Genomic DNA, 13,487 nt, shown 5'->3' on the forward strand with positions numbered 1-13,487 from the left:
TTTTTTAAGTTTAAGGGTGATTTAGCGAAGCGGCATCTTTTGACAAAAACGAAGATGCCGCGACGTCGCGTCACTGCATCTCCCACTAACCTACTTATGTAACCTAAAACCAACTTGTGAATCCGGTTCTCCGGTTTTCACAGTGCAAAGATACGGGTCCGTCGTTTCGCTGAAATGACGGACCCGTTGCATTTTCGTTACACGGCGCTTTTTGAAGCTCTCCTTTTCAAAGGAGGGTTTGGGTGGATTGTCTGCACGATGGCGTATCGGCATTATTTTTTGGCCTCCAGAAAATATTGCTGCGATTTGAGCAGGTTGCGCGACTGGAGCATCATCGTCTTCGTCTCGTTGAGGATCGTGAGGTAGAGCACCCCGGCGCGGGTGCTGCCCGACGGGACGTCGTTGATGCGCCGCAGCTGGCTCTTGATCGCCTCGACGATCGTGTCGAAGAGCTTGTCGCGCATTTCGAGCACCAGATCGAGGTCCGAGAAATCCTTCGTCGCCAGCATGTCGTTGATCTTGTCGAAAATCGCCTCCACCTGGTCGTTCACGCGCATCAGGTCGACGATCTGCTCCTTCGACATGCCCTCGTGGTTGTTGTCGATGTGTTCGAATGCCGGGCGCGTGATGTGGATCAGGGCCTTGGTCACCTCCGAAAGGTAGTCCGTGACCTGCACGTAGAAGTGCCCCGTGTCGATGTCGCACCGTTGCAGGCGGCGCAGCGTCGGCATGACGTTGTATTTGCGGATGCGGGCCTCCTCGAAAAGACGGTTCGAGTCGCGCACCATCTCCTTGAGCACCTTGCGGTTCTCCTTGAAGACGGCTACCAGCGTGCGGTTGTAGATGCGCGTGACCTCCTGCATCGTCGTGCAGACCTCGCCGATGCAGGCGCACAGCACCTCGTCGGGGGTCTCGGCCGTTTCGAGCGGCAGCAGGGCCTTTTCGGCCTCCTCTTTCAGTCCGGGCGTCTTGAGGTGGCTGCGGACGAGCAGCCAGGCGCAGAGCGCCGTGAGGGCTGCCACGGCGATCCAGCCGCCCCACAGCAGCAGGGCTGTCACGGCCAGCGCGATGAGGAATCCTCCGAGCGCCGTGATGAACCACCCCGAGATGACGGCCATCACGCCCGTGATGCGGTAGACGGCGCTTTCGCGGCCCCACGAGCGGTCGGCGAGCGACGATCCCATGGCCACCATGAAGACCACGTAGGTCGTCGACAGCGGCAGTTTGTAGGAGGTGGCGATGGCGATCAGGATCGACGCGGCGGTGAGGTTGACCACGGCGCGGACCATGTCGTAGGGGGCCGACGAACGCTCCTCGGCAGGGAGCGGCTCGAAACGCCGGTCGATGGCCTTCTGAACCCGCGCCGGAATCAGCCCGGTCCACATCGTGTTCATCACCAGCGTCGCGCGCACCAGACTGCGCGAAATGAGGGTCGAACCGAAGCGTTCGTCGCCCTCGTGCTGCGAGGCGAGCGACAGTTCGGTCTCGGTGACGTGCTGCGACTTTTTCGAGAAGAACAACGTCAGCACCATGATCAGTCCCGAGACGCCCAGCAGCAGGAAGTTGGCCCGGGCGGGAGCTTCGAGCGCCCCCATCATCATCGTTTCGCTGCCCGCCTCGCCGGCGATGCGCCAGGCGTCGTAGCCGGCCAGCGGCACGCCGATGAAGTTCACCAGGTCGTTGCCCGCGAAGGCAAGGGCCAGCGAGAAGGTTCCCGACAGGATCGTGATGCGCATGATGTTGAGCCGCATGCGCTGGAAAATGTAGAGGAGGAGCGACGCCGCGGCCCAGAAGGCGAGGAGCGTCACGAGGACGTGGTCGCCGACGTAGGCCGAAACGGAGGTCGGGATCAGTCCCGAGCTTTTCAACCCCTTGAACAGCGCGAAATAGAGGATTCCGGCCAGCGAGATGCCGCACCAGACGGCTCCCCAGCGGCGGAAGACGGCGGCGTAGCGGAACGAGAAGATGAGGCGCGAAATGTACATGAAAAGCGTTCCGGCCACGAAGGCCAGCGCCACCGACAACAGGATCGCCGCGATGATGACCATGGCTTTGCCCGTGTTGATGAACTGCGAGAGGTCCTGCAAGGAGGTCCCCGGGTCGCCGGCGATGCGGAACAGGGCGGCGGCGACGGCGGCGCCCAGCAGACCGAAGACCATCGACACGGTGGTCGAGGTGGGCAGTCCCAGCGTGTTGTAGAGGTCCAGTAGCAGCACGTTGCCCAGCATCATGCCCAGAAACAGCATCATAATCTCCTGAAAGGAGAACTGTCCGGGGTAGAAGACGCCGCTGCGGGCGACCTCCATCATGCCGCTCGAGGTGAGCGTGCCGACCAGAATGCCGGCGGCTGCGACCCAGAGGATCACGCGGCGCGGTGCGACTTTCGAGCCGAGGGCCGAGTTGAGGAAGTTGACGGCGTCGTTGGCGACGCCCACGACGATGCCCATCACGGCCAGCAGGGCCAGGATGACGACGATTGCGGTGAATAGCGGGGACATGGATTATCCGTTTTCGTAATTGTTATGGTTCTTTACCGTTGCAAAGGTCCGAAACCGATGTTACAAAGGCGTTACAGGGGCGTTGCGGGGGAGTGAAAAAATATCGGGGAGCGGTAAAAAACCGATCCGGCCGCCTGTCCGGCCGCGTGCGACAACTGCAGGCGACAGGCGAGCGCAATCGCTTGCGAATTGCCGGGCCGCCACAGCAGTCAAGGCGTGTGTTTTTGCGCCTTAACTCCCCGCCGAGGCGGGGAGTCAGGGGTGGCTCCGATTCGTAATCGCAGCCAAAGGCTGCGAATGCGGCCGGGCGGGTTGTCGTGTAGCTGGAATTTGTTAACTGTGTTTCTTCAATGTGAAGACGAACTCCAGCCCGCCGCGTTCGCGTTCGCGGGCCGTGATCGTGCCGCCGTGGATCGCAACGGCGTTTTTGACGATCGCCAGCCCCAGTCCCGTGCCGCCCTGTTTGCGCGATCGGCCCTTGTCGATGCGGTAGAAGCGTTCGAAGATGTGCGGCAGGTGCTCCTCGCCGATGCCGATGCCGTTGTCGGCGAACGAGACCGTGCACTCTTCGGGGGTGTCGGAAAGCAGCCGGATGAAGATGTCGCGTCCGCCGGAATAGGCCGCGGCGTTGTCCGCGAGGTTGCGGAATATTGATGTCAGCAGCGACGGGCTGCCGACGATCTCGACCTGCTGCGGGAAGTCGATGTTCACCCGCAGCCGCTGGTCGGCGGGTTTCAGTTCCATGTCGGCCGTGACTTCGGCGATCAGGTCGTTCAGCACGACGCGCTCCTTCTGGATCAGCTGGCTCGCCTCGTCCATGCGCGTGATGGTCGAGATGTCGGCCAGCAGACGCCGCAGACGCTCGGTCTGTGCGGCGCTTTTTTCCAGGAAGTCCGTGCGTCTTTGCGCGTCGAGCGACGGGTTGGCCAGCAGTGTTTCCAGATAGCCCTGAATCGCCGCCACGGGGGTCTTCAGCTCGTGGTTGATGTTGTTGGTGAGCTGTTTCTTGATGCGTATTTTCTCCTGTTCCTCGTGCAGCGCGAGGGCGTGCTCGCGGTCGCGGTCGGCAGTGGTTTTTTGCAGACGGGCGTAGAGGCGGATGATGTGGCTCGATATTTCGCCCAGTTCGTCGTGAGGAAATGCCGGGAGGTCGTCGATCCGCTCGCTCCGCTCGGCCCGTTCGGCGAATTCGTTCAGCCGGGTGATGTTCTGGCCCAGGCGGCGCGTGGCGAAATAGCCCGCCACGCTCATCAGCAGCGTCACGCCCAGCATGAACCAGAGGAATTCGCGGTCGGCGGCCAGGATTTCACCCAGCGGCACGGAGTAGGGTACGGCCGAGCGGACGATGTAGCGGTCGCCCCGCATGGCCGAGTAGAAATAGTTGCGGTCGGTGCTTTCGGAGTGGCGGCGGATGGTGTACCCCGTCCCGCGGGCCAGCGCCTCGGCGACCTCGGGGCGGTCAAGGTGGTTCGCGCCGGGCAGTGTGTCGAGCGAATTGTCGAAAACGACGTGTCCCGCCGGGTCGATCAGCGTCACGCGCACTCCTTCGCAGGGTGCGCCGGAGCGGGCGATGAAGGCGTCGGGGGGCGCGCCCGCATTCACGGCGTCGAGCATCCGCAGGTTGAAAAGCTGCAACTGCGCGTCGAGCCGCTCGGCCTTGAAGTGCTTTTCGCGCCCGTACTGGAAGAGGATAAAACACCCCACCAGCGTCCACGAAAAGACGAGCAGCAGCAGGAACAGCCGCCGGTGGTAGGAAAGTTTATGCTTCAAAGCCGTAGCCATAGCCCAGGCGCGTTACGATGTGTTCCCCGTAAGGTCCGACTTTACGGCGCAGGCGTGTGATGTTCACGTCGACCGTGCGGTCGAGGACGATCACCTCGTCGCTCCAGATGCGGCGCAGGATCTCCTCGCGTGAAAAGATCACGCCCCGGTTCGAGAGCAGCAGAGCCAGGATTTCGAACTCCTTCTTGGTGAGTTGCAGCTCCTTGCCGTCGAGCGTGCAGACTTTGCGCCGGAGGTCGATCTCCAGGCCTTCGAAGCGGATGCTTTCGGATTCGACGCGTGCGGCGGACGTGCGGCGCAGTACGCTGCGCACGCGGGCCAGCACTTCGCGGACCGAAAAGGGTTTGGTGATGTAGTCGTCGGCTCCGATGTTCAGCCCGGCCACCGTGTCGTCCTCGGAGTCCTTCGCGGTGCAGAAGATCACGGGGACCCGGGCCGTTTCGGGATCGGCTTTCAGGAGCTGCGCCATCCGAAAGCCGCTCATCTCGCCCATCATAACGTCCAGCAGGATCAGCGAATAGCGTTCGGGATGCATCCGGAGGGCCTGCTCGGCGCTGTATGCCACGTCGGCTTCGTAGCCTTCGACTTCGAGGTTGAATTGCAGAATTTCGCACAGCGACTCTTCATCGTCGACCACCAGGATTTTGTGTTTTGCCATAAATGCGGGTTTGAGTCCGCAGCAAATTTACGCATCATTCACCGATGTTGCATGCCCCCGGCATGACATTTAACCGAAATGTAATGTTGTCTCATGCGCTTTTGCGGTCAAGAAGCGCAGGGGGCCTTTGCCGGATGCCTGCAAAAACCCGAAAAGGCCCCCGGAGGCCGGGAGCCTTTCGTGTCGGGCGACGCGGGAGAACCTATTTCCCCAGCACCTCCATCTGCTGGCGGATCGACTCCTCGTGGATGGCCTGCAGGACGGTGCGCATGAACTCGCGGTCCATGCCCATCTGCCCGGCCTGCCCGGCGCGGCGGGCCAGCAGCTCCTCGTAACGCTGCGTTTGCAGGACGGGCATGTTGTGCTCCTTTTTGTACTGTCCGATGTCGCGCGAGACGCGCATGCGGCGCGAGAGCAGCTCCAGCAGCTGGTCGTCGAGCTTGTCGATCTGCGAACGCAGTTCGGTGAGGCTCTCGGTGGTGATCGACTCGTCGCGGATCACCAGGTTGCGGATGATATAGGCCAGCGCCTCGGGGGTCACCTGCTGGGCCTTGTCGCTCCAGGCGCAGTCGGGCGAGCAGTGGGCTTCGATGATCAGTCCGTCGAACCCGAGGTCCATGGCCTGCTGCGACAGCGGGGCGATCAGCTCGCGCTTGCCTCCGATGTGGCTCGGGTCGCAGAAGATCGGCAGGCGGGGGAGACGGCGGTGCAGCTCGATGGGAATGGCCCACATCGGGTGGTTGCGGTAGAGGCTCTTGTCGATCGACGTGAACCCGCGGTGGATGGCTCCGATGCGGCGGATGCCGGCGTTGTAGATGCGCTCGATGGCGCCGATCCACAGCTCGAGGTCGGGGCTGACGGGGTTTTTCACCAGCACCGGGACGTCCGTTCCGCGCAGGGCGTCGGCGATCTCCTGCATGGCGAAGGGGTTGGCCGCCGTGCGTGCGCCGATCCACAGCAGGTCGACGCCGCCTTTCAGCGCCGTGGCGACGTGCTCGCGGGTGGCCACTTCGGTCGAGGTGTACATGCCCGTTTCGCGTTTCACGCGCTGGAGCCAGGCGATGCCCGCCTCTCCGACGCCTTCGAAGCCGCCGGGTTTGGTGCGAGGTTTCCAGAGTCCGGCGCGGCAGATGCGGATGCCTTCGGCTGCCAGCGAGCGGGCCGTGCCGAGGACCTGCTCTTCGGTTTCGGCGCTGCACGGGCCTGCGATTACCAGGGGGCGCCGGGGGTCGATTCCCGGGAGTGTGATGGGTTGAATGTCGTTCATGGTTGCGTTATTTTTGTTTGTTTTTTTAGTGTCTTTCCTTTTTCCCGGCTGTTTGCGGTACGCGGCGTTCCGGGGCGTCAGATCGCGGGGTTGGGGCATTCGGCGTATTCGCCGAGAATGCGGAAGTCGCTGGTGAGAGGCCGTGCGGCGTCGATGGCCTGCCGGTAACGCATCGGGTCGTCGAACGTCACGTCGACGTAGAAGCGGTATTCCCACTCGCGCCCGATGATGGGCAGCGACTGTATTTTGGTGAGGTTGATGTCGTAGAACGAGAGGACGGTGAGCACCTTGGAGAGGCTCCCCCGGGTGTGCGGAAGGGTGAAGAGCAGCGAGGCTTTGTCGGTGTGGGCGGGATCGGCGAATTCCGCGGCGCGGCGCTCGTCGGCGAGCAGGAGGAAGCGTGTGAAGTTGTGTTTGTTGGTCTCGATGCCCCGTCGGAGGATTTCGAGTCCGTAGAGACGGGCTGCGTCGGCGCCGCAGATGGCCGCCGTGCCTGCGAGGCGTCCCTCGGCGATTTCGCGCGCGCTGCCTGCGGTGTCGTCCCTTTCGACGATCTTCATGCCGGGGAGGGTTTTCAGGAAATCGCCGCACTGCATCAGGGCGATCGGGTGCGAGCGGACTTCGGCGATGTCGTCGGGCGTCTGCCCGGGGAGGGCCGCCAGGACGTGCGAGATGCGGAGTTTCTGTTCGCCGATGATCCGGGCGCGGCTCTGTTGCAGGAGCTCGTGGTTGGGCAGCAGGCTGCCGGCGATGGTGTTTTCGATGGCCGCGATGCCCAGCAGCGCCGGATCGGCGGCCATCCGGGCGAACAACTCGTCGAAACTCAAGCAGGGCAGCACCTCTATTTCCCGGTCTGCGAAATAGCCGCGCGCCGCCGTTTCGTGATAGCATCCTGCGATGCCCTGTATTGCGATTTGTTCCATAATGGTTTGAAAAAGAAAATCCCGCTCAACCGAGCGGGATTTTCGTGTCATATTAATCTATACTATCTGTATACAGTTAATTGCATGCGATCCCGCTTTTTCCCTTGCTATAAAAGAAAAAGTAATAAAAATAGTATGCAAAACCGTATGCTCTCATCATTCGATGGCTTTTATCGTTGGCAAATGTAGCGAAATAATCCGTAAAACCAAACGTCCGCCGTATTTTTTTGCGAAAAAATCAGCCCTCGCGGTGCCGGAACCGCTTGCGCAACTGCTTGCGGCGGCCGAACGCCAGCCGGAAGAAGGTCCCGCGCAGCAGCGTGTCGTCGACATCCCATCCGCGCGTTTCGGCGTAGCGGTCGAGGATGTAGAGGAATGCCACGGCGGGGCAGGACAACCGCCGGAGGTTGATCATGCAGGCCCGGGAGGAGAGGGGCCGGTCGTCGAAATGCATGCGGTTGATGTCGATCAGCTGGAATCGGTAGGCGCCCGCGGGGGTGCGGTCCCAGAGGATGTTGCCGTGGTTGAAGTCCCGGTGCTCGATGCCTTTCTCGTGGAGTTGCACGGCAAAGCGGGCGAAGGCCTCCAGCACGGGCAGGGTCCCCGCTGCGGGGAAGCGTGCGGTGGTCTGCGACAGCGGGGTGTAGTCGGAGCGCCGCGAGACGTAGTAGCTGTCGCAGAGCAGTCCGCGGCGGCGGTATTCGCTCCATGCGACGGGTTCGGGCGAATCGACGCCCAGCGCCCGGAGCCGCACGGCGTGTTCGTACGAGCGGCGGGCCTTGCTCCGGCGGAAGAAGGTGTAGATGACGGCCCGCAGCAGGTTCGGGCGCTTGAACCGTTTGACGACCAGCCGTTCTCCCTCCGCCTCGAAGGCTTTGATCGTGTTGCGTCCCGCGTGCAGGACCTCGCCTTCCCGGTCGAAGAGTTCGGGCAGGCGTTCCGCGAAGTCCCGCAGGTGTTCCGAGGCCGTATTGACGTGAATGTGCATTGCGGTGTTTTTTCTGTAGCAAAGGTACGCACCCGCGGCGTAAGGCGTTAGTCCTGTTTGATTGTTAAGTTGTTCTGAAACGGAAAAGAAAGGCGGATTTCATCGGGTGGCGTGCGGAGAACGCGCTCCTTTTCCCCGAAGGCCGGGTGCGGTTCCGGACGGGCATGAAACGAGCGGAAAAAGTTCCGCTCGTTTTCAGGATTTATCTCATCCGGATGTGGAACGCTTTGGGGCGTGTCATCGTCTTCGTGGAGGTGCGGTCGAACGAGTCGGCGACCTCGATGCGGACGGTCGTCGCAGGTCCCGAGGCGCGGTAACGCCACATGTGGAGGGGCAGGCCGTCTGGAACGGTCTGGTGCCGCGCGTGTAGGTGATCTTGTGCAGCCGAAATCGTTGGGCGTGACCGGTCCCCGGGCGAAGCCCTCGGCCGCGGCGGCCGTCGCCAGCGACAGCGCGCAGCACCGGTTTTTCGGAAACGGGTTTCCGTGGGGCGCGTTATTTCGAAGAGGGGTCGAATACGAAGATGTTCTGGTAGTGTTTCGTATTGTCGGCGGTGATTCCGCGGGCCGTGTATCCCAGATAGAGCTTGTCCTTGCAGACCTTGATGCCTTCGGCTTCGAGCGTCCCGAACACCGAAACGCCGATCTGGGTCAGTTTGTCCTTGTCCGACACGACGGCCACCTGCGTCCGCTCCTCGACGATGTTGCCCTCGAAGTCGAACACCGTGACGTAGGCGAACGAGCTGCCCGAGTAGAACGAGCCGAAGAGGTTGTAGTTCGACTGCCCCTCGGTGTAGTAGAGCCGGTTTTTGTGGACGTCGTAGCCCTGCCAGTCGTAGTAGGTGGCGCCGCTCGCGCTGTATCCCGTCTTGAGGAAGCGCGGCCGGGCGACGGGCGTCAGCGTCGTGAGGTCGTGGCAGCGCACCACCACGCTGACCGGGTTGGTCGAAGCGGGCCTGTCGGTCTGGAAGCCGTCGGTGCAGGTGATCGTTACGTTGGTCATCGGGGCCTTTTTCGCCTCGCTCAGCTTGTAGATGACGAAACACCGGTAGGACGAATTTTTGCTGTCGCCGTAGTTGATCGTCAGCAGGTCGTTCTCCGCGTCGATCGAGGGGTGCAGGTCGGTGTAGTCGCCGATGTAATAGTAGTCGTTGCACTCGTTGGTCTTGACGGTGGCTCCCTTCACGTATTTGACGCGCCCCACCAGTTTTTCGTTCCAGTACTGGCCTTTGGCGTTGCAGACGCCGTAGGCTCCGGCCCACAGGTAACGGTCGGCGCCGTCCTCTTCGAGGGCGGTGTTCGTCCCGTGGCCGAAGTAGGTGAGTTTCATATAGTCCTTGTTCTCGGTCTGCACGTCCGGGGTCTTGTTGGGCTGCGCGCGGACCCAGTTCAGCTGCGCCTGGTTCGTGTTGGAGAGCTGCGTGTACCAGACCGAGCCGTCCGAGTCGAGGTTGAAGCCCTGCATCGCCGTGTTGTCCGGCAGGTAGGTGTTCCGGCTGAAGATGTTCGAGGCATCGAACCGGTCGATGCCCGTGGTCGACGATTTGTCGGGACCTTCGGGTTTGCCGGGACCGGGCGTTTCGCCGCCGTCTCCGTCGCCGCCGCAGGCGGTGCAGAGCGAGAGGCCCAGAATCGAAATAAGCGTGAATTTCAACAGTTTCATAGCATGTCGTTTTAGTTGCGGTAAATTCGGTATTGCCGCCCGAGGCGGCAATACCGAATAAAACCTGTTGTTTCTAATTTGTGATTATCGGTCTTTCGTTACCTGGATGTCGTCGATCCACAGGCGGTAGTGCTTGGTTCCGTAAGGATGCGCCGCGATTACGATACGGGTCTCCTTGGTGGCTCCGGCGATCTTGACCACATGCTCCGTGGGGTTTACGTAGTCGGTCGTGGGAATTTTGTCGCTGTCCACGTGCGTCGAGCACTGTACGGTCACCTGCTTGTCCGTGTTGGCCGTGGCGGCCCCTGTCGGTTCGGCCTTGGTCGGGCCTCCGTCGGTGATGGTTCCGGGACCTTCGACCTGGATGTAGTGCTGTTCGTGGTCCTGTCCCCACGAGTGGTACGGCTCGAAGTAGGGCGCCGTGTGGCACGTTACGGTGATGTCGGCCGTCCCTTCGCCGATTCCGGTCAGCTTGGGCGTCTTGATGTAGCCCGAAACGGATGCGGTCGAGAGCAGTGCGGCTCCGGTCTGGGTGCGTACCCAGAAGCCCTGCCAGCCGGGATAGTCGGCGTCGGCGTAGTTCGTGCCGTAGGTGTCGCCTTCCCACCATGCTTCCCACAGTTTGGCCGCTTTCACCGGACCGCGGTTGTCGGTCGCGCTCCCGACGTAGTTGAAGAACGAGTCGGTGGAGTTGACGGGGTTTACGATTTTTCCGGTGGCCGCCGGGCAGTTCGGGTCGTCGGGGTCGATGTTCGCACCGATCTGGGCGTTGGTGACTTCGACGCCGAATGCCTGGTAGATCGGACAGCCTCTGAACCAGAAATCGTCGAAATCCTTGTAGAGGATGACGTTCGGCGCCAGATTCTCCTCGGGAGTGGTGAACGACAGCCACGTTTTGTCCGAATCCTCCTTATTGGGACCCAGCTCGTGGGCGACGATCCAGAACCAGTAGGTCGTGCCGGGTTGCAGGTTGCCGAAGGCGAAACGGTTGTGCGCGAAGAACATGCTGCTGGCGGTGAGCCAATCGGCCGTCTTCGAGGTGTAGTTGCGCAGGTTGTCGCCCTCCTCTTCCAGCGCGAGGCCGAAGCTGAACGAGCGGGGCGTGCCGTTGTTGAAGTTCGTGCCGGTACCCTTCTCGTAGTCGCCCCAGTCGAGGACTGCCAGGCGGGGCAGCAGTTTGAACATCGTGACGGTTACTTCGCCGGCCAGTTTGGCGCGGCTCTCGGCGGTGAGGTCGTAGGGGGTCGCGACGGACGAGATCTCCACGTGCAGTTTGACCGTGATCGGGCCTTTCTTGGTCGGCGTTCCGCTCAAGGCGAGGGGAATCGCTCCGTCGCCCGCCTCCATTTCGTATCCCGAGAGCGATTCGATGGCGATGCCTTCGGCTCCCGCGCCTTCGAGCGTTGCCGTGACGTCGGCCTTATAGCCGGGCTTCGATTTCTGGTAGGGGATCGTCACCCGCTTGTCCACGAGCTCCTCGTAGAGGTCGAAACTGGGGGCGATCTCGGGCGAGCCGACGGTGAAGAATCCGTCCTCCTGCGTAACCCGGATGACCAGTTCTTTCAGTCCGTCGGAGAGCGTGACGCTGCCGGTACGCTCCGCGCCGTCGTTCTGCGCGACGGTGATGTTCACCGCCTGTTCTTTCGGCGCGCCGTTCCCCTCCCCGGGCGAACAGCTGATCCACGTGTCGTCGGGCGTGATTTTCCAGGACCCGTTGGTCAGGACGAGCAGCTCCTTCGTCGAATTGAGGTACGGGAACGAGAGCGCGTCGTGGCTCCGCTGCAGGAAGTGGGTTTCGTCGTCCTTGCAGGATGTGCCGAGGGCGACCGACGCCAGGCACAAAAACGAAATTATAGCGTGTATTTTCATAAAATCGGATTTTTGATCGTTTCGGGTAAGCGGGTTAGTCGTCCCAGCCGGGATTCTGCGGCCGCAGGTTGGGGTTGATGTCGAGCGCATTCTTCGGAACGGGGTAGAGGTACTTGTAGTCTGCCCATTCCCGGTCGAGAATGTAAACCAGGCAGTTGTCCTTGTTGACACTGTATGTCGTGACGTTGTCGCCCTCTTCGGCGGTCACCTCCACGTACGAAACCCCGGTCTGGTTGCTGCCCGATTTGGGATGGCTCTTCGAGTAGAAGCAGAGGTCGTTCTTTCCGTCGCCGTTCATGTCGAACGGCTTGCCCAGTTCGGGAATGTGGATGCCAGCGAATTCGACCGTCAGTTTGTGGCCCATGCGCCAGCGCATCAGGTCGTCGCGCCGGGTGTTCTCCATGTACAGCTCGATGCTCCGCTCGCGGCGGCATTCGAGTATCCACTTGTCGGTCACCCCGTCGTAGTAGCTGGCCAGATAGGGGTCGGCCGTGGCGGGCATCGCGCCGATTACGCCCGAACGCTCGCGCAGCGGACGGATCGTCTTGTTCCACACCGTCTGGTCCATCTCGCCCAGTTCGGCCTTGGCTTCGGCCTCGTTCAGCAGAATTTCGGCGTAGCGGAACACAGGGAGCGAGTTGGCGCTGGAGGTGTTGCTCTCGTTCGCATCGTCGTCGGTATTCCACTTGATGATGCGGTAGTAGGTCAGCTGCGTGGTCAGGCCGGGGAAGACCTTTGCGAATTCGTTGGTCTCCTTGCCGCCGACCTTCTTGACGTAGTAGGGCGTGATGAAGGTCTGGCGCAGGCGGTAGTCGCGGCCGGCGAACTCGTCCTTGAACTGCGTTTTGTTGTATCCGTCCTTGTCCGTGAAGCGCGTCCCGTCGAGGTTCAGGTACATGTTGACGAACGCTTTGGGACCCGAGTTGCGTTGTCCGTAGCTGCCCGAGGCGTAGTACCACGAGGCGTCGTGAAACCGGTTGAGCGTGGCGTTGAACTCGTTGGCCAGGATCACTTCGGTGTACTGCGGCTCCTCGCTCTTGAAGACCTTGCTGTAATTGGTCGTCTCCTCGCCGGCCGTCGAGACCAGCGAATAGGGGCTGTCGCCCATCAGCTCCTCCGAGGCGGCGACGCACGCGCGGAGCCATTCCTCGCTGCCGTCCAGCCCGTGGTACTTCCGCCAGGTTCCCTCGTAGAGGCAGATGCGCGATTTCAGGGCCAGCGCCACATAGCGGTTGATGACGTTGGTGTTGACGTATTTGCTGGCCTTGGAGCACCAGGTGGCGGCGAAGTCGAGGTCTTCGAGGACCTTCTGCATGACGTAGTCGCGCGGGTCGCGGCCCTTGTAGAGCTGTTCGTCGTCGTCGGGGTCGATCGGCTCGTCGTACCAGGGCACGTCGCCGAAGGTCTTGACCTTGTCCCAGTAGAACCACGCGCGCCAGAAGCGGCCGACGCCCTCGTAATGCTTCATCGTCGCGTCGTCCACATAGGGGGCCGCGTCCTTCATGTGCTTGAGGTAATAGTTGACGTTGTAGAGCGGACGCCAGTTGCCCCGCGCCCAGTTGTTGGCCTGCTGGGCGCTGTAACCGCCCGTCTTGAGGAATCCTTCGGTCTGGGTCGTGACGCAGATGTCGCTGTACTGGTCGCCGCGCGTGAGCGTCGCGGCCGAGGGCAGGTGGCTTTCGAGAAAGCCGATCGCATAGGTTTCCAGCGCCGTTTCCGAATTGAAAAAGGTGTCGGTGGTCGTCGAATAGACGGGGTCTTCGTCGAAGAAGCTCTGGCACGAGGCCAGGAGGGACAATCCGGCGATTATCGCTATCTTGTTCAGTATGGGTTTCATGGG

Annotated in this window: 10 protein-coding genes; 1 reads left to right on the top strand and 9 read right to left on the bottom strand. The window is 61.7% G+C overall.

Annotated elements, in window-relative coordinates; genetic code table 11:
* Nucleotides 1-272: 272 nt before the first annotated feature.
* From BHV64_RS05055 to BHV64_RS05080, 6 genes are all read right to left on the bottom strand, one after another.
* Nucleotides 273-2,498, bottom strand: a complete 2,226-nt coding sequence (locus BHV64_RS05055) for an inorganic phosphate transporter (protein ID WP_022062604.1) — start codon at nucleotides 2,496-2,498, stop codon at nucleotides 273-275.
* Between the two features lie 333 nt (nucleotides 2,499-2,831).
* Nucleotides 2,832-4,280, bottom strand: coding sequence for a sensor histidine kinase (locus BHV64_RS05060; RefSeq protein ID WP_217727478.1), 1,449 nt, complete (start codon nucleotides 4,278-4,280; stop codon nucleotides 2,832-2,834).
* Entirely contained in the window at nucleotides 4,258-4,938 is a 681-nt protein-coding gene (locus BHV64_RS05065; RefSeq protein ID WP_195580312.1) for a response regulator transcription factor, read from the bottom strand. The genes BHV64_RS05060 and BHV64_RS05065 overlap by 23 nt, the downstream gene beginning before the upstream one ends.
* A 202-nt stretch (nucleotides 4,939-5,140) precedes the next feature.
* Nucleotides 5,141-6,205 carry a bifunctional 3-deoxy-7-phosphoheptulonate synthase/chorismate mutase type II gene (locus tag BHV64_RS05070; protein ID WP_015546468.1) on the bottom strand — a complete coding sequence of 355 codons (1,065 nt, stop codon included), beginning with the start codon at nucleotides 6,203-6,205 and terminating at the stop codon, nucleotides 5,141-5,143.
* Nucleotides 6,206-6,282: 77 nt separating this feature from the next.
* Nucleotides 6,283-7,128: a prephenate dehydratase gene (locus tag BHV64_RS05075; RefSeq protein ID WP_015546467.1), complete on the bottom strand. Its 846-nt coding sequence runs from the start codon at nucleotides 7,126-7,128 to the stop codon at nucleotides 6,283-6,285.
* Nucleotides 7,129-7,366: 238 nt separating this feature from the next.
* Nucleotides 7,367-8,116, bottom strand: a complete 750-nt coding sequence (locus tag BHV64_RS05080) for a lipopolysaccharide kinase InaA family protein (RefSeq protein WP_217727477.1) — start codon at nucleotides 8,114-8,116, stop codon at nucleotides 7,367-7,369.
* A 164-nt stretch (nucleotides 8,117-8,280) separates the two neighbouring features.
* Here BHV64_RS05080 and BHV64_RS05085 point away from each other — a divergent pair, with 164 nt between their 5' ends.
* Nucleotides 8,281-8,433 (top strand): hypothetical protein, encoded by a 153-nt coding sequence (locus tag BHV64_RS05085; RefSeq protein ID WP_217727476.1) that lies wholly within the window; start codon nucleotides 8,281-8,283, stop codon nucleotides 8,431-8,433.
* 178 nt (nucleotides 8,434-8,611) lie between these two features.
* Here the strand turns inward: BHV64_RS05085 and BHV64_RS05090 are convergent, their stop codons facing one another.
* From BHV64_RS05090 to BHV64_RS05100, 3 genes are all read right to left on the bottom strand, one after another.
* Nucleotides 8,612-9,778 (bottom strand): hypothetical protein, encoded by a 1,167-nt coding sequence (locus tag BHV64_RS05090; protein ID WP_217727475.1) that lies wholly within the window; start codon nucleotides 9,776-9,778, stop codon nucleotides 8,612-8,614.
* A gap of 84 nt (nucleotides 9,779-9,862) precedes the next feature.
* A complete protein-coding gene (locus BHV64_RS05095) occupies nucleotides 9,863-11,647 on the bottom strand; it encodes a BACON domain-containing protein (RefSeq protein ID WP_217727474.1) in 1,785 nt (594 codons plus the stop codon).
* A gap of 34 nt (nucleotides 11,648-11,681) precedes the next feature.
* Nucleotides 11,682-13,484, bottom strand: a complete 1,803-nt coding sequence (locus tag BHV64_RS05100; RefSeq protein WP_288115621.1) for a RagB/SusD family nutrient uptake outer membrane protein — start codon at nucleotides 13,482-13,484, stop codon at nucleotides 11,682-11,684.
* Between the last annotated feature and the right edge of the window lie 3 nt (nucleotides 13,485-13,487).

This window comes from Alistipes sp. 56_sp_Nov_56_25, assembly GCF_001915285.1.
Classification (GTDB): domain Bacteria; phylum Bacteroidota; class Bacteroidia; order Bacteroidales; family Rikenellaceae; genus Alistipes; species Alistipes shahii.

What these genes read in the sequence shown, in the direction of transcription:
- BHV64_RS05055 (WP_022062604.1), bottom strand. Translation starts at nt 2,498, where the DNA reads ATGTCCCCGCTATTCACCGCAATCGTCGTCATCCTGGCCCTGCTGGCC.
- BHV64_RS05060 (WP_217727478.1), bottom strand. Translation starts at nt 4,280, where the DNA reads ATGGCTACGGCTTTGAAGCATAAACTTTCCTACCACCGGCGGCTGTTC.
- BHV64_RS05065 (WP_195580312.1), bottom strand. Translation starts at nt 4,938, where the DNA reads ATGGCAAAACACAAAATCCTGGTGGTCGACGATGAAGAGTCGCTGTGC.
- BHV64_RS05070 (WP_015546468.1), bottom strand. Translation starts at nt 6,205, where the DNA reads ATGAACGACATTCAACCCATCACACTCCCGGGAATCGACCCCCGGCGC.
- BHV64_RS05075 (WP_015546467.1), bottom strand. Translation starts at nt 7,128, where the DNA reads ATGGAACAAATCGCAATACAGGGCATCGCAGGATGCTATCACGAAACG.
- BHV64_RS05080 (WP_217727477.1), bottom strand. Translation starts at nt 8,116, where the DNA reads ATGCACATTCACGTCAATACGGCCTCGGAACACCTGCGGGACTTCGCG.
- BHV64_RS05085 (WP_217727476.1), top strand. Translation starts at nt 8,281, where the DNA reads ATGAAACGAGCGGAAAAAGTTCCGCTCGTTTTCAGGATTTATCTCATC.
- BHV64_RS05090 (WP_217727475.1), bottom strand. Translation starts at nt 9,778, where the DNA reads ATGAAACTGTTGAAATTCACGCTTATTTCGATTCTGGGCCTCTCGCTC.
- BHV64_RS05095 (WP_217727474.1), bottom strand. Translation starts at nt 11,647, where the DNA reads ATGAAAATACACGCTATAATTTCGTTTTTGTGCCTGGCGTCGGTCGCC.
- BHV64_RS05100 (WP_288115621.1), bottom strand. Translation starts at nt 13,484, where the DNA reads ATGAAACCCATACTGAACAAGATAGCGATAATCGCCGGATTGTCCCTC.